This is a genomic window from Kitasatospora sp. NPDC089913 (genome assembly GCF_044748625.1).
Lineage (GTDB): Bacteria > Actinomycetota > Actinomycetes > Streptomycetales > Streptomycetaceae > Kitasatospora.
The window spans coordinates 12,760-39,462 of sequence record NZ_JBIVGI010000046.1 but is presented as its reverse complement, the minus strand read 5'-3'; the positions used below and the strand labels follow the sequence as shown (position 1 = coordinate 39,462).

At 74.2% G+C, this 26,703-nt stretch carries 21 protein-coding genes; 13 read left to right on the top strand and 8 right to left on the bottom strand.

The annotated features are described in order from the left end of the window. Positions 1-304: 304 nt before the first annotated feature. Positions 305-910: a hypothetical protein gene (locus tag ACIPYS_RS38085; protein WP_093862709.1), complete on the top strand. Its 606-nt coding sequence runs from the start codon at positions 305-307 to the stop codon at positions 908-910. Positions 911-961: 51 nt separating this feature from the next. Here ACIPYS_RS38085 and ACIPYS_RS38080 read toward each other — a convergent pair whose 3' ends face one another. From ACIPYS_RS38080 to ACIPYS_RS38070, 3 genes are all read right to left on the bottom strand, one after another. Then, the gene (locus ACIPYS_RS38080; protein WP_400754970.1) at positions 962-1,600 is read right to left on the bottom strand and encodes an ester cyclase; all 639 of its coding nucleotides are present in this window, start codon (positions 1,598-1,600) and stop codon (positions 962-964) included. A gap of 248 nt (positions 1,601-1,848) precedes the next feature. Further along, the gene (locus tag ACIPYS_RS38075; protein ID WP_400754967.1) at positions 1,849-4,203 is read right to left on the bottom strand and encodes an ATP-binding domain-containing protein; all 2,355 of its coding nucleotides are present in this window, start codon (positions 4,201-4,203) and stop codon (positions 1,849-1,851) included. Positions 4,204-4,355: 152 nt separating this feature from the next. Beyond that, complete coding sequence (locus tag ACIPYS_RS38070) at positions 4,356-5,333, bottom strand: aldo/keto reductase (protein ID WP_093862712.1); 978 nt, start codon at positions 5,331-5,333, stop codon at positions 4,356-4,358. A gap of 323 nt (positions 5,334-5,656) precedes the next feature. On the opposite strand from ACIPYS_RS38070, the gene ACIPYS_RS38065 reads away from it, so the two are divergent. Then, complete coding sequence (locus ACIPYS_RS38065) at positions 5,657-6,715, top strand: LLM class F420-dependent oxidoreductase (protein WP_093862713.1); 1,059 nt, start codon at positions 5,657-5,659, stop codon at positions 6,713-6,715. Between the two features lie 63 nt (positions 6,716-6,778). On the opposite strand, the gene ACIPYS_RS38060 is transcribed toward ACIPYS_RS38065, so the two are convergent. After that, a complete protein-coding gene (locus tag ACIPYS_RS38060; RefSeq protein ID WP_400754962.1) occupies positions 6,779-7,771 on the bottom strand; it encodes a magnesium and cobalt transport protein CorA in 993 nt (330 codons plus the stop codon). Between the two features lie 276 nt (positions 7,772-8,047). Here ACIPYS_RS38060 and ACIPYS_RS38055 point away from each other — a divergent pair, with 276 nt between their 5' ends. From ACIPYS_RS38055 to mshC, 6 genes are all read left to right on the top strand, one after another. Further along, complete coding sequence (locus ACIPYS_RS38055) at positions 8,048-8,794, top strand: histidine phosphatase family protein (RefSeq protein ID WP_400754959.1); 747 nt, start codon at positions 8,048-8,050, stop codon at positions 8,792-8,794. Between the two features lie 192 nt (positions 8,795-8,986). Beyond that, positions 8,987-9,556 carry a DUF3090 domain-containing protein gene (locus ACIPYS_RS38050; RefSeq protein WP_093862715.1) on the top strand — a complete coding sequence of 190 codons (570 nt, stop codon included), beginning with the start codon at positions 8,987-8,989 and terminating at the stop codon, positions 9,554-9,556. 26 nt (positions 9,557-9,582) lie between these two features. After that, on the top strand, positions 9,583-10,428 hold the full coding sequence (locus ACIPYS_RS38045; protein ID WP_400754988.1) for an SCO1664 family protein: 846 nt from the start codon (positions 9,583-9,585) through the stop codon (positions 10,426-10,428). Positions 10,429-10,636: 208 nt separating this feature from the next. Next, a complete protein-coding gene (locus tag ACIPYS_RS38040) occupies positions 10,637-11,554 on the top strand; it encodes a helix-turn-helix domain-containing protein (RefSeq protein WP_093862717.1) in 918 nt (305 codons plus the stop codon). 143 nt (positions 11,555-11,697) lie between these two features. Beyond that, the gene (locus ACIPYS_RS38035; RefSeq protein WP_093862718.1) at positions 11,698-12,582 is read left to right on the top strand and encodes a carbohydrate-binding protein; all 885 of its coding nucleotides are present in this window, start codon (positions 11,698-11,700) and stop codon (positions 12,580-12,582) included. Between the two features lie 294 nt (positions 12,583-12,876). Continuing rightward, the gene (gene mshC / locus ACIPYS_RS38030) at positions 12,877-14,106 is read left to right on the top strand and encodes a cysteine--1-D-myo-inosityl 2-amino-2-deoxy-alpha-D-glucopyranoside ligase (RefSeq protein ID WP_093862719.1); all 1,230 of its coding nucleotides are present in this window, start codon (positions 12,877-12,879) and stop codon (positions 14,104-14,106) included. Between the two features lie 107 nt (positions 14,107-14,213). On the opposite strand, the gene ACIPYS_RS38025 is transcribed toward mshC, so the two are convergent. Next, positions 14,214-15,164 carry a PAC2 family protein gene (locus ACIPYS_RS38025; RefSeq protein WP_045939655.1) on the bottom strand — a complete coding sequence of 317 codons (951 nt, stop codon included), beginning with the start codon at positions 15,162-15,164 and terminating at the stop codon, positions 14,214-14,216. A gap of 316 nt (positions 15,165-15,480) precedes the next feature. Between ACIPYS_RS38025 and ACIPYS_RS38020 the strand changes: the two genes are divergently transcribed. After that, the gene (locus ACIPYS_RS38020) at positions 15,481-16,014 is read left to right on the top strand and encodes an SRPBCC family protein (protein WP_159425041.1); all 534 of its coding nucleotides are present in this window, start codon (positions 15,481-15,483) and stop codon (positions 16,012-16,014) included. Between the two features lie 10 nt (positions 16,015-16,024). Here ACIPYS_RS38020 and ACIPYS_RS38015 read toward each other — a convergent pair whose 3' ends face one another. Continuing rightward, positions 16,025-17,125: a hypothetical protein gene (locus tag ACIPYS_RS38015; protein ID WP_400754951.1), complete on the bottom strand. Its 1,101-nt coding sequence runs from the start codon at positions 17,123-17,125 to the stop codon at positions 16,025-16,027. Positions 17,126-17,270: 145 nt separating this feature from the next. Between ACIPYS_RS38015 and metH the strand changes: the two genes are divergently transcribed. The 3 genes from metH (at position 17,271) to ACIPYS_RS38000 (ending at position 23,521) form a co-directional block, all read left to right on the top strand. Then, positions 17,271-20,780: a methionine synthase gene (metH, locus tag ACIPYS_RS38010; protein WP_162497196.1), complete on the top strand. Its 3,510-nt coding sequence runs from the start codon at positions 17,271-17,273 to the stop codon at positions 20,778-20,780. 141 nt (positions 20,781-20,921) lie between these two features. After that, complete coding sequence (locus ACIPYS_RS38005) at positions 20,922-21,629, top strand: HAD family hydrolase (protein ID WP_400754947.1); 708 nt, start codon at positions 20,922-20,924, stop codon at positions 21,627-21,629. Positions 21,630-21,913: 284 nt separating this feature from the next. Further along, on the top strand, positions 21,914-23,521 hold the full coding sequence (locus tag ACIPYS_RS38000; protein WP_159425042.1) for an ABC transporter substrate-binding protein: 1,608 nt from the start codon (positions 21,914-21,916) through the stop codon (positions 23,519-23,521). A 91-nt stretch (positions 23,522-23,612) separates the two neighbouring features. Here ACIPYS_RS38000 and ACIPYS_RS37995 read toward each other — a convergent pair whose 3' ends face one another. Both ACIPYS_RS37995 and ACIPYS_RS37990 read right to left on the bottom strand, forming a co-directional pair. Continuing rightward, positions 23,613-24,284 (bottom strand): response regulator transcription factor, encoded by a 672-nt coding sequence (locus ACIPYS_RS37995; RefSeq protein WP_030299918.1) that lies wholly within the window; start codon positions 24,282-24,284, stop codon positions 23,613-23,615. Further along, complete coding sequence (locus ACIPYS_RS37990) at positions 24,285-25,193, bottom strand: RecB family exonuclease (protein ID WP_400754943.1); 909 nt, start codon at positions 25,191-25,193, stop codon at positions 24,285-24,287. A 182-nt stretch (positions 25,194-25,375) separates the two neighbouring features. On the opposite strand from ACIPYS_RS37990, the gene ACIPYS_RS37985 reads away from it, so the two are divergent. After that, on the top strand, positions 25,376-26,596 hold the full coding sequence (locus tag ACIPYS_RS37985) for a site-2 protease family protein (protein WP_400754940.1): 1,221 nt from the start codon (positions 25,376-25,378) through the stop codon (positions 26,594-26,596). The last annotated feature ends 107 nt before the right edge of the window (positions 26,597-26,703 follow it).

Sequence of the window (26,703 nt, the reverse complement as noted above, 5' to 3'; positions counted from 1 at the left end):
ACGCCTCCGAGCAAGCCTACGGCCTGCTTCCGACAGCGGGCCCGGGTATTTTCGGCCGCCCCGGCCCGCACCTGGCTGACTGGACATCAGTTCCGTTGCTCCTGTGGTCGGCATACCCCGGGTGCGCCGGGTGAAGCGACCCCGGGACGGGCCCGAGTGTGCGCCCGGCGTGCGCCGTCGAGCGCCTGCCGGCGGGGGACAGATGCATGCGGAACGGACATCAGGGGGGAAGTTGCGGTGAAATCGCGGGTGTAGGTGACAACCGCTGTGCGTACCGGCACCGGGGGGAGATAGCGTCTGCACCATGTCTGATGCCGCGCAGCCCACCATTGCCGAGGTACGCGCCGCCGCCGAGGCGGTCAAGGCCGCCATCGACCGTCATCTGGAAGCGGTGTCAAGCCCCAGCGCAGCGGACGATTCCGCTGTGTCCACCGCCTACGAGCAGCTCGCGACGGCGGCCATCGCGTACGACCAACTCCTGTACGAGGTCTACGACGAGGTGACCCCCTTCGAGGTCCCCGGCGACGAGGGCCCGGGCGGGTACCACGGACCCGAACAGCCCGAGGCGATCAGCGTGCTGATCCGCCGCGACTACCACATCGTCGACCCGAAGCGGCTGCGTGCCCAGGCCGAGCGGCTGGACGACTCGCTGACCCCGGAGGGGGCCGCGGGCGACGGGGTGAACGCCGCGATCGGCGTGCTGTTCGGCGAGTTCGAGCCGGACGAGATCGCCGCCCGCAGCGAGGAGTTCGGACTGGAGGAGGGCGACTCCACGCTCTGGGTGGCGGCGGCCGAGCCGAGCGAGCCGGGCGAGTGGCTGCCGGAGCCGTTCGAGCACGCGGACCCGCAGCTGCTGATCTGCCGCTTCGACGTCAGCGAGGTGTACGACGACGAGGACCTCGACGACTGACAGCCGTCCCGCGTCCGCCCCGCGCGCCCGGCGCGCGCGGGGCGGGGCCGCTCAGCCGGTGGCGGCGCCGAGCTGGGCGAGGAGGGTCGTGTTGTCCTCGATGTGCCAGTCCTCGGTGATCCGCCGCGCGCCGACGTGCTGGATGTCGATCGCGGTGAACTCCACGGCCTGCCCGCGGCCGGCCCGCCCCTGGAACACCCCGGTGAAGTGCCCTCGGAACACCAGCCGGGCGGTGAGCTTGTCCCCCGTGACCAGGAGGTCGGCCAGCTCGCAGCGCAGGTCGGGCACGGCCGCCCGGAAGGCGCGCGAGGCGACGGCCGGGCCGGTGGGCCCCTGCGGCCGCCCGGCCGGGAGGGTGTTGTCCCGGAAGTCCCGGTCGACGGCGGCGTCCAGGTAGCGCTGCTCCCCGGTGTTCCAGAAGGTGTAGAGCTGCTGGGCCAGCCGGACCTCCTGCGCGGCCCGGCGGGTCCCCAGCGAGCCGTCCACGGTGAGAGCCAGGGGCCGGACGAGGTCGGGCGAGCGGTCCACCAGCCGCCGGGCCCGGTCCGCTGCTGCGGCGGAACCCCGGTCGGCGGAGTCGCGGGCGGTGGCGGCGGTCGCACCGCCGAGGACGGCGCCGGCGGCGAGCAGGGCGGCCAGGGAGCCGGCGAGGGTGGCGGAGGCGGGGCGGAAGCGGCGCTTCGGACGCATGATTTCGGACGTTCCTCTCGGGGCGCGGCCGGCGCGCAGGTGCGCGCCGGGGGACGTCCTCACCCTCCGTCGGCCCGGTGCCATGCGTCCAAGGCTTGCTTTCTACCGGAACGATGAATCCTGTTCATGCCGCGAGGGTCGGGAGGGTGCGCCCCGGGCCGGTGGCGCGCGCGAAGGCCGGAGGGCCCCGGGTACGTCCGAGGACGTACCCGGGGCCCTCCGTGCGGACCGGACGCCGTCCGGGCCCGTCAGTACTCCTGCGCGGCGTTCTCGGCGAGGATCGCGCGCAGTCGCGTGGTGCGCGGCGCGGCCGGTCGCTCAGCGACGGCCTGGGGGAGCGCCGGTCCGGCGGCGTGGACCACCGAGAGGTGCCGCTCGCCCCGGCCGAACGCGGTGTACACCCACTGCCGGCTGAGCGCCGGAGCCGCGTCGTCCGGTACCACCACCACCGCGCCCGGCCAGTGCCGGCCGACCGCCTGGTGGACGGTCAGCGCCCAGCCGTGCCGCAGCTTCTGGGCCTCGGCGGGCGGGACGGTGCGGCGGGTGCCGTCCGGGTACTCCAGGTGCAGGCCGGCGGCGTCGCCGTCGACCACCCGGGCCGGCCGGGTGTGGCCGGGCGCGGGGGAGTCGGCGACCCGGTCGCCCGGGTCGAAGCCGGCGAACCGGCCCGGGCCCGGGTTGAGCCGGGCCTTGGCGGCCGCGTTCAGCGCGCGGGTGCCGGCCCCGCCGCCGTGGCCGGGGGTGAGCAGGACGACCTGCTCGGAGGGGATGCCGAGGGCGCGCGGGATGGAGTCGGTGAGCAGCTGGACGGCGCGGTGGACGGCCTCCCCGCTGTCCTTGGCGGTCAGGATGACCACCTCCTTGTCCGGTGCGTCGACCGGCTGGAGCTCGCCGATGCCGACGCCGGAGACCAGCTCGCCGATCGGGCCGAAGTCCGGGGTGCGGGAGGCGACGGCCGGGCAGACCTTGGCGGTGAGCAGGTCGGCGAAGAACCGGCCCGGACCGGCGGACCACAGCTGGCCCGGGTCGCCACTGAGCACCAGCCGGGTGCCGTCGGCCAGCGACTCCAGCAGGGTGGCGGCCAGCTCGACGTCCAGCAGCGGCGCGTCCAGCACGACCAGCAGGTCGAGCGCGAGCGTGCCGTCGGGGGAGCGGCCGGGGCCGGCGGCGCCGGCGAGCAGCTCGGCCAGGGTCGCGACGGGGGCGGGGGCCGGGACGTCGGCGAGCGGGGCGAGGGCGGCGAAGGCGGTCCGGCCGTGGTCGGTCCAGGTGGCGGCCCAGGCGCGCAGCCCGAGGCCGGTGGCCGTGGCCAGCAGGGCGGCCGGCTCGGCGCGGGCGGCCTCGCCGCCGGTGTGCAGGACGAGCGCGTTCGCGGCGGCGGCCCGGACCAGGGCGGCCGCGGAGGAGGACGGGGCGGCCTCGGCGGCGGCCTCCCAGGCGGCCGGACCGGGCGCGGCGGGTGCCTGAGGGGCGGCTTCGGTGCCGTCCTCCGCGTCCGAGCCGTCCGAGCCGTCCGCGTCGTCGTCCGAGCCGTCCGAGCCGTCCGCGTCGTCGGCCGAGTCCTCGTCGGCAGTCTCGGGGACGCTGTCGGCCGCGGCTTCCTCGGCGGACTCCTCCTGGTCCTCGCCGGGCACGAAGGTGGACATCAGCCGGACCAGGCCGTCCGCCAGGCTCTCCTCCGCCAGCGCGAGGCGCTCCAGGGCGAGCAGGGTCCGGGTCGGCGGCTCGTCCTCGTCGTCGCCGCCCGCCGCGTGCGCCTCGGCGCCGGTGAGTTCCTCCTGGAAGGGCATCGCCCGGCCGTCGAGCACCGCGGCCTGGACGGCGGCGGCGGAGTCCGGCACCCCGAGGCGCTCCAGCCCGGCGGTCACCTCGCCGATCTCCAGGGCGGAGTGGCCGCGCAGCGCCGCCTGCTCCAGCAGCCAGCCGACCAGTGCCTGCGCGCGCCGCGGGTCGCCCGGGCCGGCCGCCGGGCCGAGCAGGCCGCGGGCGAAGCCGTCCGCGTGCTCCGGGCGGACGCCGGGCAGCGAGAGCACGGCCCACGGGTCCTCGCGGAGCTGCTCGGCCGCGCCGTCGCCGAACACCGACACGGCGGCGCCGGCCAGCCCGGCCGGGGCGCCGCCCGCGCCGAGCACCTCGGCGGTCGCGCGGAGCGCCTGTGCCCGCTGCTCGTCGGTCACCACCCGGTCGGTGCCGCCGCGGTCGGCGGGTGAAGCGGGAGCCGTCCCGTCGGCCGGCGCGGGGGCGCCCGGGGCGGCGGGGGACGCCGAGGGCGCGGCGGAACCCGGGCCGGAGCGGCCCACCGAGCGGACCCGCTCGGCGAGCGCCGCGACGGCGGCCGCCCGGTCCGCGGCGCCGCCGGAGGGCCCGGCCGCGTCGGGTGCCCCCGCGCGTGCCGCCTCCCCGTCCGGGGCAGAGCCCGCGTCCGAGCCCGAGTCACTGTCGGAGCCCGCGCCCGGGTCCGCCTCCGAGTCCGTGGCCACCGCGTCGGCGCCCGCCGCCGGCTCCGCCGCGTCCCGCTCCGCCGACGCCTGCGCGGGCACGGCGCCGCCCGTGTCCGGGCCCGTCGAGGACTCCTCCGGGGCGCCGTTCTCCGCGTCAGTCATCGTCCGCTCCACAAAAGCTCAACTCCACTGCTGGGCACCGGCCACCCCGGGCTGCGGGCGGTCGGCTGTTCGGGCCGGTCCGGGGCCGCGCGGGGCGGTCGGGTCGGCGGTCGGTCGGTTCGGGCAGGCTCGGGTGCGGGGTGGGGCGACCGCTACAGCTCGCTCCACCCCTGGTCGGGGTAGCGGTGGACCGGCGCCGAGATGTCGTCGAGCGCACCGCGGATCTCCTCCGGAAGCGTAAGCGCCTCCACCGACAGCGCCGCCTGCAGCTGCCCCACGGTGCGGGCCCCGACCAGCGCGCTCGCCACCCCGGGGCGGTCCCGGACCCAGGCGAGCGCGACCGCCAGCGGGCTGCTGGCGAGGCCGTCGGCGGCGGTCGCGACGGCGTCCACGATCCGGCGCGGACGCTCCCCGAGGTAGGGCTGGACGAACCCCGACAGGTACGGCGAGGCGCCGCGCGAGTCCTGCGGGAGGCCGTGCCGGTACTTGCCGGTCAGCACACCGCGCCCGAGCGGGGAGGCGGCGAGCAGCCCGACCCCGGTGTCCCGGGCGGCGGGCAGGGCCTCCCGCTCGATGCCGCGCTGGAGCAGCGAGTACTCCAGCTGCGCCCCGGCCAGCGGGACCCGCCCGTGGTGGGCGTTCTGCCAGGTGGCGGCCTTGGCCAGCTGCCAGCCGCTGAAGTCGCAGACCCCGACGTAACGGGCCCGGCCGGAGGAGACGGCGATGTCGAGCGCGCTGAGGGTCTCCTCGACGGGGGTGGCCGGGTCGAAGGCGTGCACCTGCCACAGGTCGACGTAGTCGGTGCCGAGCCGGCGCAGCGAGGCGTCGAGCGCGGCGAGCAGGTGCCCGCGCGAGCCGTCGAAGCGGCGGGCGGCCGGGACGCTGCCGGCCTTGGTGGCGATGACCAGCTCGGAGCGGGGGACGAGACTGTCGGTGAGCCGGGAGAGCAGGTACTCGGCGTCGCCGTCGGCGTAGACGTCGGCGGTGTCGACGAGGTTTCCGCCCGCGTCGACGAACTCCTTGAGCTGTTCCGCGGCCTCCTGCTCGTCGGTGGCGCGGCCCCAGGTCATGGTGCCGAGGCCGAGCCGGGAGACCTGCAGCCCGGTGCGGCCGAGGTGACGCTTTTCCATCGGACGTGCCCTCTTACTGGCCGTAGGTGCGGTGGCGGCGCGGCGCCACCGGCCGGCAGCGCGGCCGGGACGACGGGGACGAACACGCAGGTGGGGCGAGGCGCCCCCACGTCGGCTGAGCGTAGCGGCCGGTGCCCGGGCAGGTGCGCAGACCCGCAGGACCGCCCCCGCCCCCGCGGCGGGACGGAGCCGCCCCCGCGGCCGGTCGCGCCCGGCCCCCGCCACGCGGCCGGAATGTGACCCGGACCACTCCTACCGGCCAGTAGCATGTCCGCCGGACGCGCCGCTACCCTCACGACACAACCGACTGGAAGGCAGTGCCCATGCGACTCGGCATCAACCTCGGCTACTGGGGACTCGGCATGGACGCCGACAACATCGCCGTCGCCCAGGAGGCCGACCGGCTCGGCTACTCGGTCTGCTGGGCGGCCGAGGCCTACGGTTCGGACGCGGCCACCGTGCTGTCCTTCGTCGCCGCCCGGACCGAGCGGATCGACGTGGGCTCGGCGATCTTCCAGATCCCGGCCCGCACCCCGGCGATGACCGCGATGACCGCCGCGACCCTGGACACCCTCTCGGGCGGCCGTTTCCGGCTCGGCCTCGGCGTCTCCGGCCCCCAGGTCTCCGAGGGCTGGTACGGCGTGAAGTTCGACAAGCCGCTGGCCCGCACCCGCGAGTACGTGGAGATCATCCGCAAGGCGATGTCCCGCGAGCGGCTGGTCCACGAGGGCGAGCACTGGACGCTGCCGCTGCCCGGCGGCCCCGGCAAGCCGATCAAGCTCACCGTGCACCCGGTGCGCGAGCACATCCCGCTGTACATCGCCGCGATCGGCCCGAAGAACCTGGAGCAGACCGGCGAGATCGCCGACGGCTGGCTCGGCATCTTCTTCGACCCGCAGCACGCCGCGCTCTCGCTCGACCCGCTGAAGGCCGGCCGGGTCCGGGCCGGTGCCGAGACCGGCCGGGAGTTCGAGGGATTCGACGTCTGCCCGACCGTCGCCATCGCGGTCGGCGAGGACATCAAGGCGGGCGTCGACTCGCAGCGCTCGTACACCGCGCTCTACATCGGCGGCATGGGCAGCAAGGAGAAGAACTTCTACAACCAGCTCGCCCGGCGGATGGGCTACGAGCAGGCCGCCGACGAGGTCCAGGAGCGCTACCTGGCCAGGGACTACGCGGGCGCGGCCGCCGCCGTCCCGCACGAGCTCATCGACGCCACCTCGCTGATCGGCGACACCGCCCGGATCGCCGACCGGATGCAGGCGTACGCCGACGCGGGCGTCACCACGCTCACCCTGGCCCCGGCCGGCTTCACCCTGGACGAGCGGATCACCGCGCTGCGCACCGGCGTCGCGGCGCTGGAGCGGGCCGGCCTGGCCTGATCACCGGGCCCGGTGGCACCGTCCCGAGGGCGGCGGTGCCACCCGGGCGCGCCGGGGCCGGGCCTACAGCCAGCCGGAGCGCTTGAACACCCGGTGCAGCAGCACGCAGACCACCACCATCAGCGACACCGCCGCCGGGTAGCCCCAGGCCTGGTGCAGTTCCGGCATGTGCTCGAAGTTCATCCCGTACACGCCCGCGATCATCGTCGGCACGGCGGCCAGCGCCGCCCAGGCCGAGATCTTCCGCATGTCGTTGTTCTGCTGCACGCTGACCTGTGCCAGGTTGGCGGCGAGGATGTCCGAGAGCAGCCGGTCCATCCCCTCCACCTGGTCGTTGGCCCGGGCCAGGTGGTCCGAGACGTCCCGCAGATAGGGCCGCGCCTCGGCACGGACGAACGGCACCCCGCCGCGGTCCAGCCGTACCATCGGCTCGACCAGCGGGCCGGTGGCCCGGCGGACGGTGACCAGCTGCCGCTTGTAGCCGTAGATCCGGCTCGCGACGTCCCGGCCCACCCGGCCGGGGGCGAAGACATCGGCCTCCAGTTCGTCGAGGTCCGCCTGCAGCCCGACCACCACGTCCACGTAGCCGTCCACCACCGCGTCGCAGACGGAGTGCAGCACGGCACTCGGGCCGTACTTGAGCACCTCCGGCTGCTCCTCCAGCTCGGCCCGCAGGTCGCCGAGCGGGCTGTCGGCGCCGTGCCGGACGGTCATCACGAAGTCCTCGCCGACGAAGAGCATCACCTCGCCGCTGGTCACCGCGTGGCCGCCGGGGTGGTAACCGAGGGTCTTGAGCGCGACGAACAGCGAGTCCTGGTAGGCCTCCACCTTGGGCCGCTGGTGGGCGCCGACCGCGTCCTCGACGGCCAGCGGGTGCAGGCCGAACTCCTCCGAGACCTGGTCGAGTTCCTCGGCGGTCGGCTCGAACAGGCCTATCCAGACGAAGCCGCCGCGCCCCGCCTTCCGGGCGGCGGCGAGGGAGCCGGCCGGACCGGAGGGCGTCGCGACCGGGCGGCCGTCCCGGTAGATGGCGCAGTGGACGATCATGCGCGCCATTCTCGCCCCTGGCGCCCTTCCGAAACATCCGCCGCGACGACGGTTCGCCCCGGCACCGTTCTCCCGTGCTCCCCGCGTTCCCCGCGTCCTGTGCACCCCACCCGTACTGCCCCGGCGTCCCGCCCCGGCCGCCCGTCCGGCCCGCCCCCGCCCCGGTGCCCGCCGCGACGTCCCGCCCCCGCCCCGCCGTGACGGCCCGCTCCGCCGCCGCCACGGCGCCCCGACCAAGATCCGGAAGCCCTCCCGCCCCGGTCCGGGAGGCCGTAGGGTGGGCCCATGCCCACCCTGCTGCTCGTCCGCCACGGCCGCTCCACCGCGAACACCGCCGGAATCCTGGCCGGTTGGACGCCGGGCGTGGAGCTCGACGACACCGGGCGCGCCCAGGCCGCCGCCCTCGCCGACCGGCTCGCCCCGGTCCCGCTGGTCCAGGCGGTCAGCAGCCCGCTGGAGCGCTGCCGGCAGACCCTGGAGCCGCTGCTCGCCGCCCGCCCCGGGCTGGCCGGTCCCGAGCACGGCGGCACCGCGCCGGGCGAGCCCGCGCTGGACGAGCGCCTCGGCGAGTGCCACTACGGGGAGTGGACCGGCCGCCCGCTGGCCGAACTCGCCAAGGAACCGCTCTGGCGCACCGTCCAGGACCACGCGGCCGCCGCGGCCTTCCCGGGCGGCGAGTCGCTGCGCGAGCTGAGCCACCGAACCGTCGACGCGGTCCGCGAGTGGAACGAGAAGATCGCCGCCGAGCACGGCGAGGACGCGGTCTGGATCGCCTGCTCGCACGGAGACGTGATCAAGGCCGTGGTGGCCGACGCGCTGGGCCTGCACCTCGACCACTTCCAGCGGATCAACGTCGATCCCTGCTCGGTCACCGCGATCCGCTACACCGCGCGCCGCCCGTTCGTGCTGCGGATGGGCGACACCGGCGACCTCGCCTCCCTCGCGCCCCGGCCCGCCGCCCACCCCGGGCAGACCGGCCAGGCCGGTCCGAGCGGGGACGCCGTGGTCGGCGGGTCCACCGGCGCGGCCTGATCGGGCCGGACCCGCGCAACGGCCCCCGGCGGCCGGCCCCGGGGCTCGGCTCCCCGGCCCGGCCCGGGAGGTCGTAGGGTGACCAGTGGGCCCCGGTGCACCCCGCCGCGCACCCCGGGACCACCGAGCCCGACCCCGAACCCCGTGACGTCCCCGACGTCCACGACGATCGATACGATCCGGAGCGAGAGCGTGCCCCGTCAGGTCTACTTCTACGACCAGCCCGAACGGTTCGTGGCCGGCACCGTCGGCCAGCCCGGCGCCCGGGCGTTCTACCTCCAGGCCAGCGCCCGGGGGCGGATCACCAGCGTGCTGCTGGAGAAGACCCAGGTCGCCGCGCTCGCCGAGCGGATCGAGGAGGTCCTCGACGAGGCCCTGCGCCGCAGCGGCGGCGACGCCGCGATCCCGGCCGGTGCCCCGCAGGAGCTGCTGGACACCGCACCGCTGGACCTGCCGCTGGAGCAGGAGTTCCGGGTCGGCACGATGGCGCTGGCGTGGGACACCGTGGACAGCTGCCTGGTCGTCGAGGCACAGGCGCTGATCGAGGAGGAGGAGGGCGAGGAGGAGGGCGCCGCCGTCTTCGAGGACGACGAGAACGGCCCCGACATGCTCCGGGTGCGGCTGTCCGGCGCGATGGCCCGGGTGTTCGCCAGGCGCGCGCTGGACCTCGTCGCGGCCGGCCGCAAGCCCTGCCCGTTCTGCAACCTGCCGCTCGACCCGGAGGGCCACCTGTGCCCGCGCGCGAACGGGTACCGGCGCTGAACACCTCGTCCGCCCCGGCCGGCGGGATCGAGCCGCCGCGCGCCGACCCCGCCGGGGCCGCCGCCCTCGCCGCCGACCCGCCGACCGCGCTGCGGCTGCTGCGGGAGGGCGCGCTGACCGTGCACGGCCGGCTCACCGACGCCTCCAACGCGGCCCTCTACTGCACCGTCGGCATCGACGGCACCGAAGGCCTCGCCGCCCAGGCCGTCTACAAGCCGGTGGCCGGCGAGCGCCCGCTCTGGGACTTCCCGGACGGCACCCTGGCCGGCCGCGAGGTCGCCGCCTACGAGCTGTCCGCCGCCACCGGCTGGGGGCTGGTCCCGCCCACCGTGCTGCGGGACGGCCCGCACGGCCCCGGCATGGTGCAGCTGTGGGTCGAGCCCGACCCGGACGCGGACCCGCTGCTCGCGCTCCAGGACCCGGACGGCCCCGAGGACGGCTGGCTGCCGATCGTCCGGGCCGAGGTCGGCGACGGGCGCACCGCGCTGCTGGTCCACCCCGACGACGAGCGGCTGCGCCGGCTCGCCGTACTGGACGCCGTCCTCAACAACGCCGACCGCAAGGGCGGCCACCTGATCCCGGCCGCGGACGGCCGGATCTACGGCATCGACCACGGCGTCACCTTCCACAGCGAGGGCAAGCTGCGCACCCTGCTCTGGGGCTGGGCCGGGAGCCCGCTGCCCGAGGAGGCGGCGGCGGTGCTGGCCGGCCTGGCCGGCCAGCTGGACGGCGCGCTGGGGGAGCGGCTGGCCCCGCACCTGACGGCGGCCGAACTGGACGCCACCCGGGCCCGGGTGGCGGCGCTGCTCGCCGCCGGTACCCATCCGCTGCCCTCCGAGGACTGGCCGTCCATCCCCTGGCCGCCGATCTGACGGTCCGGCGGGGCTTCCCGCGATCGGACGGTCCGGCGGCGCCTCCCGCGATCCGCCGGTCCGGTGCGGCCTCCCCCGATCCGACGGTCCGGCGGGGCCTCCCGCCTTCGAAGCCGGGGCCGTCCGGCCCGCCGGACCACCCGTCCGGAAGTCCTTCCACCGGACAGTGGTCTGGACCGGTGCCAGGTCCCGGCCGCACACTGCGACGATGGACGAGCGACGGACCACCCCCCACCTGGACCTGCCGCTGCACCGCCTCCAGGTCCCGCTGCCGCATCTGCTCCCGTTCGCGATCGGCAGTTTCGACACCATCGGCCCGCTGTCCCGGGCCGGCTTCCCCCACCGGCACTCCTTCTTCGAGATCGTCTACGTCACCGGCGGCCGCGGCGCCCACGTCCTGGACCTGGTCCAGCGACCGTTGCAGCCGCCGCAGTTGTGCGTGATCGCGCCCGGCCAGGTGCACCACTGGGTGGACGCGGACGACCTCACCGGCCAGGTCGTGCTGTTCAACGAGGACTTCCTCCTGACCAATCCGCAGGACCTCGCCGCGCTGCGCGTCCTGGCCGGTCGCCCGGCGGTGCGGCTGGGCGAGCAGGCCGGGCCGATCGCCGCGCTGCTGGCGGACATGGAGGCCGAGTACCGGGCGCGGCCGGCGGGCTATCCGGGCGTGCTGCGGGCCAGTCTGCACATCCTGGTGGTCCGCGCCCTGCGGGCCTGCGCGCCGGTCGGCCCGGGGGCGCTGCCGGGCCGCACCGGCGACCTCGCCGCCGCGTTCACCCGGCTGATCGCCGACCCGGGCGGAGTGCAACGCTCGGTCGCCTCCTGCGCCCAGGAGCTGGGGGTCTCCCCGGGGCACCTCCAGGCGACGGTCAAGCAGGCGACCGGCCGGACGCCGGGGCGGCTGATCCGCCAGCAGCAGACGCTGGAGGCCAAGCGGTTGCTGGCCTGCACCGAACTGACGGTGCGTCAGGTGTCCCGGGAGGCCGGGTTCGGGGACCCGGCGTACTTCTGCCGGTTCTTCCGCCGGGAGACCGGGATGACGCCCGGGGAGTTCCGGGCCAAGGTCGGAGGAAATCACCACGATCCCCGGATCACGTCCATCGCGGCAGGTCCGGACGGCCCGTAGGTTGACTGTCGGCCACCGGCGGACCGCCCGGCGCGAGCGGGCGGCCCGCCGGCCCGGTCCTTGTCATGCCCCCACCATGGCAAGGGCCGTCATTCCCATCGACACCGGCAGATCCCCCACACCCACAGCGAAGGAGTCGGCGCATGCCCGCGTCCGAAGAGCCCGTCACCGGGACGGACGGTCCCACCGACCGCCGGATAAGCCGCAAGACCGTCCTCCGGGCAGCCGCCGTTCTCGGCACCGCCCCCCTGCTGGTCGGCGGCGGCGTCGCCCTGGCCCGCGACCGGGTCGGCACCGGCGAGATGCCGGACTTCACGCCCGAGTGCCACGACGGCGACGCCCCGACCATCGAGCAGACCGAGGGGCCGTACTTCAAGCCCAACTCGCCGCTGCGCACCTCGCTCATCACCGACAGCACCCCGGGCACCAGGCTCACCGTCAGCGGCTACGTCTTCGGCCGCGCCTGCCTGCCCCTGTCCGGCGTCCTGCTGGACTTCTGGCAGGCCGACGTGAACGGTGCCTACGACAACGTCGGGTTCACCTTCCGCGGCCACCAGTTCACCAACGCCCAGGGTGCGTTCAGCCTCACCACGATCGTGCCCGGCCTCTACCCGGGTCGCACCCGGCACATCCACGTCAAGCTCCAGGCGCCCGGCCGGCCGGTGCTCACCACCCAGCTGTACTTCCCGAACGAGCCGCGCAACAGCACCGACACCATCTACGACGCGCGGCTGCTGATGAACGTCCGCCAGGTCGGCTCGGCGAAGGAGGGCACGTACGACTTCGTGCTCAACGTGCCGCAGACCCCGACCCCGACCGCCACCCCCACCACGCCGACCAAGCCGCCCACCACACCCCCCACCACGCCGCCCACCACGGCGCCGGGCGGGACCTGGACCGCGGGCACCTTCTACAACGCGGGCGACCGCGTCACCTACGGCGGCGTCTCCTACCGGTGCCTCCAGGGGCACACCGCCATCGCGGGGTGGGAGCCGCCGAACGTGCCGGCCCTCTGGCAGCGGTTGTAGCGGCTCCGGCCGTCTGCCCGCAGGGTCGCGGGCGCCCGGTCGGCGGCAGGGCCGACCGGGCGCCCGTCCGCCCGGACCGCCCCGTGTGGCCGTGCACGGGGCGGTTCCGGCGCGGTTCCGGCCTGCCGCCGTTCCGCTTCCGGTCCGCCTTCGCGCCGCTTTCGCCCCGGCGCTCCGGCGAAGGTTTCCGGACACGATCGGTCAGGAAGCGCCCGGGCCGCGAAAGCAGACGAATCCAGTCGATCTTGCCGACTGGTTAGGCTTTCAAATGTTCTCAAGGTTAAAGTCGATCCCATGCATGCCTGGCCCGCCTCCGAGGTTCCCGCCCTGCCTGGTCAGGGGCTCCCCCTTCGAATCCACGACACCGCGACGGGAGGCATCCGGGAGGTCGTGCCGCAGGACGGCACCGCCCGGATCTACGTCTGCGGCATCACGCCCTACGACGCGACCCACATGGGCCACGCCGCCACCTACAACGCCTTCGACCTGGTGCAGCGGGTATGGAAGGACGCCGGACACGACGTCCTCTACGTGCAGAACGTCACCGACGTCGACGACCCCCTGCTCCAGCGCGCGGTCGAGACCGGACAGGACTGGGTGGCCCTCGCCGAGCGCGAGACCGCGCTGTTCCGCGAGGACATGACCGCGCTGCGGCTGCTCCCGCCGGCCCACTACATCGGCGCCGTCGAGTCCATCCCGTGGATCGTCCCGCTGGTCCAGAAGCTGCTCGCGAGCGGTGCCGCCTACGAGCTGGACGGCGACATCTACTTCTCGGTCGAGGCCGACCCGACCTTCGGCGAGGTCTCCGGCCTCACCCGCGAGGCCATGCTCCCGGTCTTCGCCGAGCGCGGCGGCGACCCGGACCGCCCCGGCAAGCGCCACCCGCTGGACGCCCTGCTCTGGCTGGCCGCCCGTCCCGGCGAGCCCGCCTGGGACACCGAGCTCGGCCACGGCCGCCCCGGCTGGCACATCGAGTGCGTCGCGATCGCCCTGCAGTTCCTCGGCATGTCCTTCGACATCCAGGGCGGCGGCAGCGACCTGTCCTTCCCGCACCACGAGATGGGTGCCGCGCACGCCCAGGTGGCCACCGGCGCCCACCCGTACGCCCAGGCGTACGTGCACGCCGGCATGGTCGGCCTGGACGGCCACAAGATGTCCAAGTCCCGCGGCAACCTGGTCTTCGTCTCGGCCCTGCGCCGCGAGGGCGTCGACCCGGCGGCGATCCGGCTGGCCCTGCTCTCGCACCACTACCGCGAGGACTGGGAGTGGACCAAGGGCACCCTGGACGAGGCCGTCGAGCGGCTCGCCCGCTGGCGCGCCGCGGTCTCCCGCCCGGACGGCCCGGCCGCCGAGCAGCTGCTCGCCGAGGTCCGCGCCGCGCTCGCGAACGACCTGGACGCCCCGGCCGCGCTGGCCGCGGTGGACCGCTGGGCCGCCGCGCAGGAGCGCGACGGCGGCACCGTGATCGGCGCCCCCGGTCTGGTCACCCGCACCGTGGACGCGCTGCTCGGCGTCGCGCTCTAGGGCGTCGCGCCCCAGGGAGTCCGCGCGGAGTCCCGTCAACGCCGTGGGGGCGTCGAGGCCACTGGCCTCGACGCCCCCACGGCGTCGGTACGGCGGTTCCGGTCCGCTCAGTCCTCCTCGGCGCCGTCCTGGCTCTCCCGGGCCGTCGGAGGCTCCGGCTCGGCCGGCCGCTCCGCGGTGGCGTGCCCGGAGACCGGCTTCTCGCCGGTCGGCCCGACGTTCTCCCGGCGCCGCAGGTACCGCTCGAACTCCCGGGCGATCGCGTCGCCCGAGGCCTCCGGCAGCTCCGCGGTGTCCTGCGCCTCCTCCAGCTGCTGGACGTACTCCGCGACCTCGCTGTCCTCGGCGGCCAGCTGGTCCACGCCCAGCTGCCACGCCCGGGCGTCCTCGCCGAGCTCGCCCGGCGGGATGCGCAGGTCCAGCAGGTCCTCCAGCTTGTTGACCAGCGCCAGGGTGGCCTTGGGGTTCGGCGGCTGGGCGACGTAGTGCGGCACCGCCGCCCACAGCGTCACGGCCGGCACCCCGGCGTGCGTGCACGCCTCCTGGAGCACCCCGACGATCCCGGTCGGTCCCTCGTAGCGGCTCTCCTCCAGCTCCAGCCGGCGGGCAAGCTCCGGGTCCGAGGTGACACCGCTGACCGGCACCGGGCGGCTGTGCGGGGTGTCGCCGAGCAGTGCGCCCAGGATCACCACCAGCTCGACGCCCAGCTCGTGCGCGAAGCCGAGCAGCTCGTTGCAGAACGAGCGCCAGCGCATGCTCGGCTCGATGCCGCGGACCAGCACCACGTCCCGGGTGGTCGGCTCGGTGACCCGGATCACCGAGAGCCGGGTGGTGGGCCAGGTGATCCGGCGCACCCCGCCGTCCAGCCACACGGTGGGCCGGTTGACCTGGAAGTCGTAGTACTCCTCCGCGTCGAGCGCGGCGAACACCTTGCCGCCCCAGGTCTCGTCCAGGTGCGCCAGCGCGGCCGAGGCGGCGTCACCCGCGTCGTTCCACCCCTCGAAGGCGCACACCATCACCGGGTCGATCAACTCGGGAACTTCCTCCAGCTCGATCACCCAGCGTCTCCCTCCGGTCGGCGTCCACCGCGCCACCCGGCCGGGAATGCCCGGGTGCCGGCGGCCGGAAGCCGACGGTCGAACCTCTCGTCACCCATGGAACGCCGCGCTCCATGGTCCCTACCTGCCCAGCCTACGGGCTTTGAAGCGCCGTTCCGCCGGGCCACCGGGACAGTCTGGGCGAGGGGACGGCCGCGATCCAGCGGTTATCCGGGCGGGCCCCGGGGGACCGCCCCGGGCCCGGCCGCGCCCGCGCGGCGGGACGGCGCGATGATGGGTGATGGGGCCGGGTGCACAGGGTGTGAGGAGCCGGCGGATGAGCGGACGGCGGTGGACGGCGGTCGGGGCGACCGCCGTGGTGGCGGCGGGAGCCACGGCCGGGCTGGCGGTGGCGCTGCTGGCCGCGGGCCGGCGACTGCCGGTGGAACACGTCAGCGAGGGCGGACTCGAACTGGACCGGCCGCCCGACGAGGTCTGGGACGTCCTGACCGCCGTCGACCTCTTCCCGGCCTGGCGCCCGGGGCTGGCGCACGTCGAACGGCTGCCCGCCACCGCCGCCGGGCACCCCCGGTGGCGCGAGTACGGCAAGCACGGCCACACCACCTACGAGGTCGTGGAGAGCGCCGCCCCACACCGCCTGGTGACCGGCATCGCGGACCCCGACCTGCCGTACGGCGGCACCTGGACGTACGTGCTGACACCGGCGGGCCGGGGCTGCACGCTCACCGTCACCGAGCACGGCGAGGTCTACCAGCCGCTGTACCGGGCCGTCTCGCACTACCTGACCGGAGAGGACGCCACCGTCCACCGCTACCTGAGCGCGCTCGCCCACCGGCTGGCCGCGCCCTGAGAACCGGCCCTCATCGCACCCAGTCGCGCCGGTAGTCGGCCCAGTTCTGCTCGGTGGCGGCGAAGTCCACGTACAGGCCGACGCCGAAGTTCGGCCGGTGCAGGTCCTGCCGGCCCAGGCCCAGCCGGATGCCCCGGATCCCGGCGGTGACCGTCTCGGCACGCCCCCAGTGGCCCCATTCGTCCTCCCAGTAGAACGGCAGGCCCATCAGCAGGTCGACCTCCGCCGGGGTGGCCTCCAGGGCGAGCTCGGTCTGGTAGGCGTTGTAGGCGCCGTAGAACCCCTCGGTCGGCATGCTGGAGTCGTAGGTCATCACCGCGATCTGGTCCACCCGGCGGGCGGTGGCGGTGAAGTACGCCTGGTCCCACCACTTGCCGTGGTCCGTGAGCGCGATGGCGACGTCGTGCTGGTAGGGCAGCGGGTCGATCTGCGGGGCGGCGACGGACAGTTTCGCGCCGCGCCCGGCGGTGACCGGGCGGACCTGGTCGAGCAGGGCGAGCCAGCCGTCGGAGCCCGGCCGGATCGGCTCCATGTCGAAGTGCACGCCGTCGAAGCCGAGGTCCAGGACCTGGCGGGCGGAGGCGGTGACCCGGTCGCGGGTGGCGGCGTCCTCCAGGTCCAGGCCGTCCTTCTCCGGCTTCACCTCGTCGCCGAGCCAGCTCTGCACCCGGACCCCGGGCAGCGCCCGGTGCGCGGCCCCGGTGAACCAGGCCGCCCGGGGGTGCACGGCGGGCGGCAGCGAGCCGTCGTGCTCCAGCGGGCCGGTGTGCACGTAGAGGTCCCGCACGCCGGTGCCGGCCAGCCGTTCGGCGAGGGCCGCGACGTCCGCGTCACCCTTCCGGCCGTCCACCCAGGCGTGGCCGAGCCAGAGCGCGTCACGGCCGCGGCTGCGCGCCTCGGGGGAGGGGTCGCCGACGTACTGCAGGCGCAGCGCGAGCGCCGCCGAACCGACCGGGACCAGCACCACGGCCAGCGCCGTCAGCGCCACCACCAGGCTCTTGCGCCACCTCGACCAGCCGCGCCAGCGGGACCGGAGCGCCCGGGCCCGGGCGGCGGCGGCGCCCCCGGCCCGCCGTGCGCCGTCCCGAACCAGTGTCCGCATCGTGGTCATCCGGTCGTTCCCCCCTGTTCGGCCGAGCGTTCAGGATACGGAATAGGTGGTCTCCTCCCGGCGGGGTCCGGATACCCTGGCCACGTGCGTCCCCGACTCAGCGGGTTCGCAAAGCCGACAGCCGTCGCACCCAGGGAGAAGCCCCATGGCCATTGCCGCCAGCCCGTCCGTCACCCCGCAGAGCCGCGCGAACGCGCTGCGTGAGGCACTGGCCACCCGGGTGGTGGTCGCCGACGGAGCGATGGGCACCATGCTCCAGGCACAGGACCCGACGCTGGAGGACTTCCAGAACCTGGAGGGCTGCAACGAGGTCCTCAACCTGACCAGGCCCGACATCGTCCGCTCCGTCCACGACGCCTACTTCGCGGTGGGCGTGGACTGTGTGGAGACCAACACCTTCGGCGCCAACTTCTCCGCGCTCGGCGAGTACGACATCCCCGACCGGATCTTCGAGCTCTCCGAGGCCGGTGCCCGACTGGCCCGCGAGGCCGCCGACGCGCACGCGGCCGAGGACGGCCGGACCCGCTGGGTGCTCGGCTCGATCGGCCCCGGCACCAAGCTGCCGACCCTGGGCCACGCCCCGTACGAGGTCCTGCGCGAGGGCTTCCGGGAGAACGCGGCCGGTCTGATCGCCGGCGGCGCGGACGCCCTGCTGGTGGAGACCAGCCAGGACCTGCTGCAGACCAAGGCCGCGATCCTGGGCTCCAAGCAGGCCCTGGCCGACGCGGGCCTGGACCTGCCGGTGCTGGTCCAGGTGACGGTGGAGACCACCGGCACCATGCTGCTCGGCTCGGAGATCGGCGCCGCGCTGACCGCGCTGGAGCCGCTCGGCGTCGACTACATCGGCCTGAACTGCGCCACCGGCCCGGCCGAGATGAGCGAGCACCTGCGCTACCTGGCGAAGAACGCCCGGATCGGCCTGTCCTGCATGCCCAACGCGGGCCTGCCGGTGCTGGGCAAGGACGGCGCGCACTACCCGCTGAGCCCGTCCGAGCTGGCCGACGCGCACGACGTGTTCACCCGCGACTACGGGCTCTCGCTGGTCGGCGGCTGCTGCGGCACCACCCCCGAGCACCTGCGCCAGGTGGTCGAGCGGGTGCAGGGCCGCCCGGTCGCGCCGCGCGAGCCGCGCCCCGAGCCGTCCGCGTCCTCGCTGTACCAGTCGGTGCCGTTCCGCCAGGACACCTCCTACCTGGCGATCGGCGAGCGCACCAACGCCAACGGCTCGAAGAAGTTCCGCGAGTCGATGCTGGCCGGCGACTGGCAGGCCTGCGTGGAGATCGCCCGCGACCAGATCCGGGACGGCTCCCACCTGCTGGACCTCTGCGTGGACTACGTCGGCCGCGACGGCGTCGCCGACATGAAGGAGATCGCCGGTCGGCTGGCCACCGCCTCCACCCTGCCGATCGTGCTGGACTCCACCGAGCCGGAGGTGCTGCGGGCCGGCCTGGAGTCGCTCGGCGGGCGCGCCGTGCTGAACTCGGTGAACTACGAGGACGGCGACGGCCCGGACACCCGTTTCGGCCGGATCGCCTCGCTGGCCCGCGAGCACGGCGCCGGGCTGATCGCGCTGACCATCGACGAGGACGGCCAGGCCCGCACCGCGGCCAAGAAGGTCGAGATCGCCGAGCGGCTGATCGCCCAGCTGACCGGCGAGTACGGCGTCGACGAGGGCTCGATCCTGGTCGACTGCCTGGCCTTCACCCTGGGCACCGGGCAGGAGGAGTCGCGCCGGGACGGCATCGAGACCATCGAGGCGATCCGCGAGCTCAAGCGCCGCCACCCGGACGTGCAGACCACCCTCGGTCTGTCCAACATCTCCTTCGGCCTCAGCCCGGCCGCCCGGATGGTGATCAACTCGGTCTTCCTGAACGAGTGCGTCGACGCGGGCCTGGACTCGGCGATCGTGCACGCCTCCAAGATCCTGCCGATGGCGCGGATCCCCGAGGACCAGCGCGAGGTCGCGCTCGACCTGGTGTACGACCGCCGCAGCGAGGGCTACGACCCGCTGCAGAAGCTGCTGCAGCTGTTCGAGGGCGTCTCCTCGTCCTCGGTCCGGGCGTCCAAGGCGGAGGAGCTGGCCGCGCTGCCGCTGGAGGAGCGGCTCCAGCGCCGGATCATCGACGGCGAGCGCAACGGCCTGGAGGCCGACCTCGACGAGGCGCTGACGGAGCGCCCGGCCCTGGAGATCGTCAACAGCACGCTGCTGGCCGGCATGAAGGTGGTCGGCGAGCTGTTCGGCTCCGGCCAGATGCAGCTGCCGTTCGTGCTCCAGTCGGCCGAGGTCATGAAGACCGCGGTGGCCCACCTGGAGCCGCACATGGAGAAGTCCGACGACGAGGGCAAGGGCACCATCGTGCTGGCCACCGTCAAGGGCGACGTCCACGACATCGGCAAGAACCTGGTCGACATCATCCTGTCCAACAACGGCTACACCGTGGTCAACCTGGGCATCAAGCAGCCGGTCTCGGCGATCCTGGACGCCGCCCAGGAGCACCGGGCGGACGTCATCGGGATGTCCGGCCTGCTGGTCAAGTCCACCGTGATCATGAAGGAGAACCTGGAGGAGCTGAACCAGCGCAAGCTGGCGGCCGACTACCCGGTGATCCTCGGCGGCGCCGCGCTGACCCGTGCCTACGTCGAGCAGGACCTGCACGAGATCTACGAGGGCGAGGTCCGCTACGCCCGGGACGCCTTCGAGGGCCTGCGGCTGATGGACGCGCTGATCGCGGTCAAGCGCGGTGTGCCCGGCGCCACCCTGCCGGAGCTCAAGCAGCGCCGGCACGCCCGGGTCGAGGTCGAGGAGCCGGAGGAGGTCAACCTCGGCCAGATCCGTTCCGACGTCGCGGTCGACAACCGGGTGCCCGAGCCGCCGTTCTGGGGCGACCGGATCGTCAAGGGCGTGCCGTTCGCCGACTACTCCTCCTGGCTGGACGAGGACGCGCTGTTCAAGGGGCAGTGGGGCCTCAAGGCCGCCCGGAACGGCGACGGCCCCTCGTACGAGGAGCTGGTGGAGACCGAGGGCCGGCCGCGGCTGCGGATGTGGCTGGACCGGCTGCAGACCGAGGGCTGGCTGGAGGCGGCGGTCGTCTACGGCTTCTACCCGGCGAACTCCAAGGGCGACGACCTGATCGTCTTCCACGAGGACGGCAGCGAGCGGACCAGGTTCACCTTCCCGCGCCAGCGGCGCGGGCGCCGGCTCTGCCTGGCCGACTTCTTCCGCCCGGAGGAGTCCGGGGTCCGCGACGTGCTGGGCCTCCAGGTGGTCACCATGGGCAACCGGATCTCCGAGGCCGCCAACGAGCTGTTCGCCGACAACTCCTACCGGGACTACCTGGAGCTGCACGGACTGTCCGTCCAGCTGGCCGAGGCGCTGGCCGAGTTCTGGCACGCGCGGGTCCGCTACGAGCTGGGCTTCGGCGACGAGGACCCGCAGGACGTCAAGGACATGTTCGCGCTCAAGTACCGCGGCGCCCGGTTCTCGCTCGGCTACGGGGCCTGCCCGGAGCTGGAGGACCGCGCCAAGATCGCCGAGCTGCTGAAGCCCGAGCGGATCGGCGTGGTGCTCTCCGAGGAGTTCCAGCTGCACCCCGAGCAGTCCACCGACGCGATCGTGATCCACCACCCGGAGGCCAAGTACTTCAACGCCCGGTAACGCCCACGCTGCGCAGCGTTCGCTTCATTCGGGGTCCCCGGGCGTATCCTTGATGATCCTGAACGGGCCGGTCCGCTCAAAAGCGGGCCGGCCCGTGCCATCCCCGGGTCCGATCCGGGCACGGACGGAAGGATCCCGCCAATGACCACCATCTCCACCGCCACCCCGACCCTCGGCCGCGGCGACGACGACCGGGGCCTGCAGGCGGTGCTGCTGGACATGGACGGGACGCTGGTCGACACCGAGGACTTCTGGTGGCAGGCGGAGGCCTCGCTCTTCGCCGAGCTGGGCCACGAGCTGACCGCCGAGGACCGCGCCCACGTGGTCGGCGGCCCGATGACCCGGGTCATCGACCACCTGCTGGCCAGTACCGGGGTGGACCTCTCGCCGGCCGAGCTGACCGTGCTGATCAACCGGCGCTTCGTCGACCTGCTGGACGGCGGCGTGCCGCTGATGCCGGGCGCCGAGCGGCTGCTCAACACGCTGGCCGCGCACGGGGTCCCGGCCGCCCTGGTGTCCGCCTCGCACCGGCACATCATCGACATCGTGCTCCGCTCGCTCGGCGCCGAGCACTTCGCCTTCTCGGTCGCCGGCGACGAGGTGGCCCGCACCAAGCCGCACCCGGACCCGTACCTGGAGGCGGCCCGCCGGCTCGGCGCCGACCCGGCCCGCTGCGTGGTGGTGGAGGACGCGCCGACCGGCGTGCGGGCCGCCGAGGCGGCCGGCTGCCCGGTGATCGCCGTCCCCTCGGTGGCGCCGATCGAGCCCGCTCCGGGGCGCCTGGTGCTGTCCTCGCTGGAGCAGGTCGACCTGGAACTGCTGCGCTCGCTGGTCGCCTCGCGAGTGTGATTGTCGTCTCATTGCGGACCGTCGGTACCGACCGGTAAGCGGACGGACCGGGCCGGGCCGGGGGACTCCCCGGGGAGAAAACGGGCATTGCCTGACAACTCGTAGGAGAGGCCAGTCCAGCGCACCCGCCCGTGTCCCAACTGTCACCTGTGCGGGTATCGGGGGTGTCTGTTCGATATGGCACGCTACTCCAGTTCGTTCCACCCCCGAGCCCAGGCACCGCCGCTGACGGGCACCCCCGTCGTGCCCGCGGTCGCAGCCCCGCACCCAGAAGGACGCGACCCGTGAAGACTTCCGCTGAACGACTGGCCGTGCTCGGCTGCGCCGGAATCGTGGCCGTTACGGTGGCCGGCTGCGGCTCGGTGACCGACGCCGTCAAGGGCGACGGCGACAAGGCGATCACCCTGGGCACCACCGCGACGACCAACGCCCTGGACCCGGCCGTCGCCTACGACGCCGGCTCCTGGCTGCTGCTGCGCAACACCTTCCAGTCGCTGCTCAGCTACCCGGCCGCGTCCAGCGCCCCCACCCCGGACGCCGCCCAGTCCTGCGAGTTCACCGCCGGCGACGCCACCCAGTACCACTGCACGCTCCGGAGCGGGCTGAAGTTCTCCAACGGCCACGCGCTGACCTCCGCCGACGTCGTCTTCTCGATCCAGCGGACCCTGAAGATCAACGACGCCAACGGCCCGGCCGGCCTGCTGTCGTCGATCAAGACGGTCGAGGCGGTCAACGACACCGAGGTGCTCTTCCACCTCGCCCAGCCCGACGCCACCCTCCCGGCCAAGCTGGCCGGCCCGGCCGGCGCCATCGTCGACCAGGAGGTCTTCCCGGCGGACAAGGCGCTGGCGAACGACAAGCTGGTCGGCTCCGGCCCGTACAAGATCGACTCCATCGAGGCGACCCCGAAGAGCGGCCCGGCCAAGGTCGTGCTCCTGCCCAACGACAAGTACACCGGCGACGCCAAGCTCCGGAACAAGAAGTTCGTGCTGCGCTACTTCGACAAGCCGGCCGACCTCAAGACCGCGATCGACAACGGCGAGGTCGACCTGGCCGACAACAGCCTCGAGCCGAACACCGCCGCGCAGATCCTCTCCGACCAGCAGGGCGGCAAGACCGACCTGCGCGTCGTCGAGGGCGACAGCAACGACACCCGCTACCTGGTGTTCAACACCAAGGACGCCACCGCCGGCAACGTCGCCGTCCGCCAGGCCGCCGCCCAGCTGGTCGACCGCAAGGCCCTGGCCCGCGACGTCTTCGCGCGCACCGTCCAGCCGCTGTACTCCATGGTCCCGGCGGGCGTCACCGGCCACAACACGGCCTTCTTCGACCGCTACGGCGACCAGGACCCGGCCAAGGCCAAGGCGATCCTCGCCGCCGCCAAGGTCGCCACCCCGGTCAAGCTCAACCTCACCTGGTCGCGCTCGCGCGCCGAGGCCGTCGAGGCCGAGACCCTGAAGAAGCAGCTGGAGGCCGGCGGCCTGTTCCAGGTCACCGTCCAGCAGGAGCCCGACTGGGACGCCTTCAAGAAGGGCTGGAACGAGAGCAAGTACCAGATGTACCTGATCGGCTGGTTCGCGGACTACCCGGACCCGGACAACTACGTCGCGCCGCTGATCGTCGAGGGTGGCGCCTACCACCACGGCTGGGACGACCAGCGGATCAGCCAGAAGCTGGTGCCCGACACCCTCAAGCAGACCGACCGGGCCACCGCCAGCAGCCTCTACGCCCAGATCCAGGGCATCGTGGCCGAGAACGCCCCGCTGATCCCGCTGTTCCAGAACAAGGCGTTCTACACCTCCCGCTCCAACATCACCGGCGTGGAGTCGACCGTCGACACCACCGGCTTCTTCCGCTTCTGGGAGATCGGCCGGGTCGGCAAGGGCAAGTGACCCGCGGGGCCGGCGCCCCGAACACGACGGAGCGGCCCGCCCGCCCCCACCCCGGACCGGGGTGGGGGCGGGCGGGCCGCTCCGTCGTCCGCTACAGCGCGCCGGGCCGCACCAGGCCGCTCTCGTACGCGTACACCGCCGCCTGCACCCGGTCCCGCAGCTGCAGCTTCGTCAGCACATGGCCGACATGCGTCTTCACCGTCGTCTCGCTGACGAACAGCTCCGCCGCGATCTCCGCGTTCGACAGCCCGCGCGCCACCAGCTTCAGCACCTCCAGCTCCCGCTCGGTCAGCGCGTTCAGCGCCTGCGGCGGCGCCTCCTCGCCCGACGGCAGCTTCGTGGCGTACATGTCCAGCAGCCGCCGGGTGATCGACGGCGCCAGCATCGCCGCGCCGTCCGCCACCACCCGGATCGCCTGCACCAGCTCCTCCGCCGGCACGTCCTTCAGCAGGAAGCCGCTCGCGCCCGCGCGCAGCGCCTCGACCACGTACTCGTCCAGGTCGAACGTGGTCAGCACCAGCACCTTGGCCGGGCCGTCCCGCCCCGGACCGGCGATCCGGCGGGTCGCCTCCACCCCGTCCATCCGCGGCATCCGGATGTCCATCAGCACCACATCGGGCTGCAGCGCCCGCACCTGGTCCAGCGCCTGCTGGCCGTCGCCGGCCTCACCGACCACCACCAGGTCGGACTCGGCCTCCAGGATCATCCGGAAACCGGTGCGCAGCAGCGGCTGGTCGTCGACCAGCAGCACTCGGATCGTCACCTAGGACTCCTTGCTCGTCGGATCCCCCGTGGGATCGTCCTCGTCGGGCGTACGCGCCAGCGGCAGCGGGTACGGCGGCGGCGTGCCGCCGAACTCCGGACAGCTGGCTTGGTGATCGCACCAGTCGCAGAGCCGGTTGCGGGTCGCCGGGAAGTCGCCGGTCGCCACCGCCAGGCCGATCCGCTCCCACAGCGCCAGCAGCTTGCGCTCCACCGCCAGCAGGTCCGCCTCGTCCGGGTCGTAGCTGACCACGTCCCCGCCGCCGCCCAGATAGACCAGCTGCAGTCGCCGGGGGAGCACGCCCTTCCAGCGCCAGACCACCAGCGCGTAGAACTTCATCTGGAACATCGCCTTGCCCTCGAAATCCCTCGAGGGGGCCCGGCCGGTCTTGTAGTCCACCAGACGGACCTCGCCGGTCGGCGCGACATCGACCCGGTCGATGTAGCCGCGCAGCAGCAGCCCCGACTCCAGGGCCGTCTCCACGTAGAGCTCCCGCTCCACCGGATGCAGCCGGGTCGGGTCCTCCAGCCGGAACCACTGGGCGACCAGCTTCTCCGCGTCCCCCAGCCAGCGCGTCAGCGCGGCGCCGTCCGGGTCCTCCGGGAACAGCCCGGCCAGCTCCGGCCGCTCGCCGAGCAGCCGCTCCCACTGCGGGCGCAGCAGCCCGAGCGCCCGCTCCGGCGTACGGTCCGCCGCCGGGGAGTCGAACAGCCGCTCCAGCACCGCGTGCACCAGCGTGCCCCGGGTCGCCGCCGGACTCGGCGGCTCCGGCAGCCGGTCGATCACCCGCAGCCGGTACAACAGCGGGCAGGTCAGGAAGTCGCCCGCGCGCGACGGGGAGAGCCCGGTCGGGGCCGCCGCCGCCCGCACCGGGGCCACGACGGCGCTGCTGGTCTCGGTCTGCTGCATACCCCAGACCCTATTGCCCTGCGCTGTCATCCCGCTGCCACGGTGCTGCCGCAAGCCGCCCGCGGGTGGGTATGAAGGCAGTGGGAAGGCGAGGGGCGCGCGCCGGACGACCGCCCCGATCACGTAGCGTGGGCGCACCGGCGCGCGGCGCGCGCCGGTGGCAGACGGACGAAGGGAACACGGTGAGCGACTCCAGTGGCCGGCGGACCTCCGACCAGCCACCGCACGACAGCGGCACCCGGCCCGGGACCCCGCCGCCCGAGGACCCGGAGCCCCGCGGCGGCATCCTGATGGGCCGCCCCTTCGGCGTGCCGATCTACGTCACCCCGTCCTGGTTCGTCATCGCCGCCCTCATCACCTGGGTCTTCGGCGGCCAGCTCGACCGGGTCCTGCCCGAGCTCGGCGCCGCCCGCTACCTGCTCGCCTTCTTCTTCGCCGTCGCCTTCTACGGCTCGGTACTGATCCACGAACTCGCCCACACCCTGGTCGCGCTGCGCTACGAGCTCGGCGTGCGGCGGATCCAGCTGCAGTTCTTCGGCGGCGTCTCCGAGATCGAGAACGAGGCCGAACGCCCCTGGCGCGAGTTCTGGCTGGCCTTCGTCGGCCCGCTGCTCTCGCTGGTCCTCGGCGGCGTGTTCTACCTCGCCCTCCAGGCCGTCGAGCTGTCCACCGTCCCCGGCGTCCTGCTCACCGGCCTGATGGTCTCCAACCTCGTCGTCGCCGCCTTCAACCTGCTGCCCGGTCTGCCGCTCGACGGCGGCCGGATGCTGCGCGCCGTGGTCTGGGCGGTCACCGGCCGGCCGATGACCGGCACCGTCGCCGCCGCCTGGGCCGGCCGGGCGCTCGCCGTCGCCGTCCTGATCGGCCTGCCGCTGGTCAGCTCCGCCCGCGAACTCGACCGCAGCCGCACCGACACCCTGGTCGACGCCGTGCTCGCCGCCGTGCTCGCCGCCATCATCTGGAACGGCGCCACCAACGCCCTGCGCAACGCCCGGCTCAAGGAGGTCCTGCCCGGCCTGCGGCTGCGCGACCTGGCCCGCCGGGCCGTCGAGGTCACCGCCGACACCCCGCTCGGCGAGGCCATGCGGCGCGCCCACGAGGCCGAGGCCGGCGCCGTCGTCGTGGTCGACGGGCGCGGCGAGCCGATCGCCCTGGTCCGCGAGTCCGCCGTGCGCGCCGTCCCCGAGCACCGCCGCCCCTGGGTCGCCGTCGGCCCGCTCGCCCGCGACCTCGAACCCGGGCTGCGGCTCCCCGCCGACCTCGCCGGCGAGGACCTGCTGCGGGCCGTCCGGGCCACTCCCGCCGGGGAGTACCTGGTGGTCGAGGCGGACGGACGGGTGTTCGGCGTCGCCACGCTCACCGACATCGAACAGCGGCTGACGGCGGCCGTCAGCGGCCGCTGAGACGGCCGTCCGGCGGGGCGGGGGCGGCCCTCCGGCACCCCGGGAGCGACGCTCCGGCGCCCCGGCGGCGACGCTCCGGCACCGCCGGAACGATCACCTGGTCGGGC

Coding starts and splice junctions, on each gene's coding strand:
- ACIPYS_RS38075 (WP_400754967.1), bottom strand. CDS start 4,203: ATGACTGACGCGGAGAACGGCGCCCCGGAGGAGTCCTCGACGGGCCCG.
- mshC (WP_093862719.1), top strand. CDS start 12,877: ATGCATGCCTGGCCCGCCTCCGAGGTTCCCGCCCTGCCTGGTCAGGGG.
- ACIPYS_RS38065 (WP_093862713.1), top strand. CDS start 5,657: ATGCGACTCGGCATCAACCTCGGCTACTGGGGACTCGGCATGGACGCC.
- metH (WP_162497196.1), top strand. CDS start 17,271: ATGGCCATTGCCGCCAGCCCGTCCGTCACCCCGCAGAGCCGCGCGAAC.
- ACIPYS_RS38035 (WP_093862718.1), top strand. CDS start 11,698: ATGCCCGCGTCCGAAGAGCCCGTCACCGGGACGGACGGTCCCACCGAC.
- ACIPYS_RS38005 (WP_400754947.1), top strand. CDS start 20,922: ATGACCACCATCTCCACCGCCACCCCGACCCTCGGCCGCGGCGACGAC.
- ACIPYS_RS38080 (WP_400754970.1), bottom strand. CDS start 1,600: ATGCGTCCGAAGCGCCGCTTCCGCCCCGCCTCCGCCACCCTCGCCGGC.
- ACIPYS_RS38040 (WP_093862717.1), top strand. CDS start 10,637: ATGGACGAGCGACGGACCACCCCCCACCTGGACCTGCCGCTGCACCGC.
- ACIPYS_RS38085 (WP_093862709.1), top strand. CDS start 305: ATGTCTGATGCCGCGCAGCCCACCATTGCCGAGGTACGCGCCGCCGCC.
- ACIPYS_RS38015 (WP_400754951.1), bottom strand. CDS start 17,125: ATGACCACGATGCGGACACTGGTTCGGGACGGCGCACGGCGGGCCGGG.
- ACIPYS_RS37990 (WP_400754943.1), bottom strand. CDS start 25,193: ATGCAGCAGACCGAGACCAGCAGCGCCGTCGTGGCCCCGGTGCGGGCG.
- ACIPYS_RS38055 (WP_400754959.1), top strand. CDS start 8,048: ATGCCCACCCTGCTGCTCGTCCGCCACGGCCGCTCCACCGCGAACACC.
- ACIPYS_RS38070 (WP_093862712.1), bottom strand. CDS start 5,333: ATGGAAAAGCGTCACCTCGGCCGCACCGGGCTGCAGGTCTCCCGGCTC.
- ACIPYS_RS38060 (WP_400754962.1), bottom strand. CDS start 7,771: ATGGCGCGCATGATCGTCCACTGCGCCATCTACCGGGACGGCCGCCCG.
- ACIPYS_RS38020 (WP_159425041.1), top strand. CDS start 15,481: ATGAGCGGACGGCGGTGGACGGCGGTCGGGGCGACCGCCGTGGTGGCG.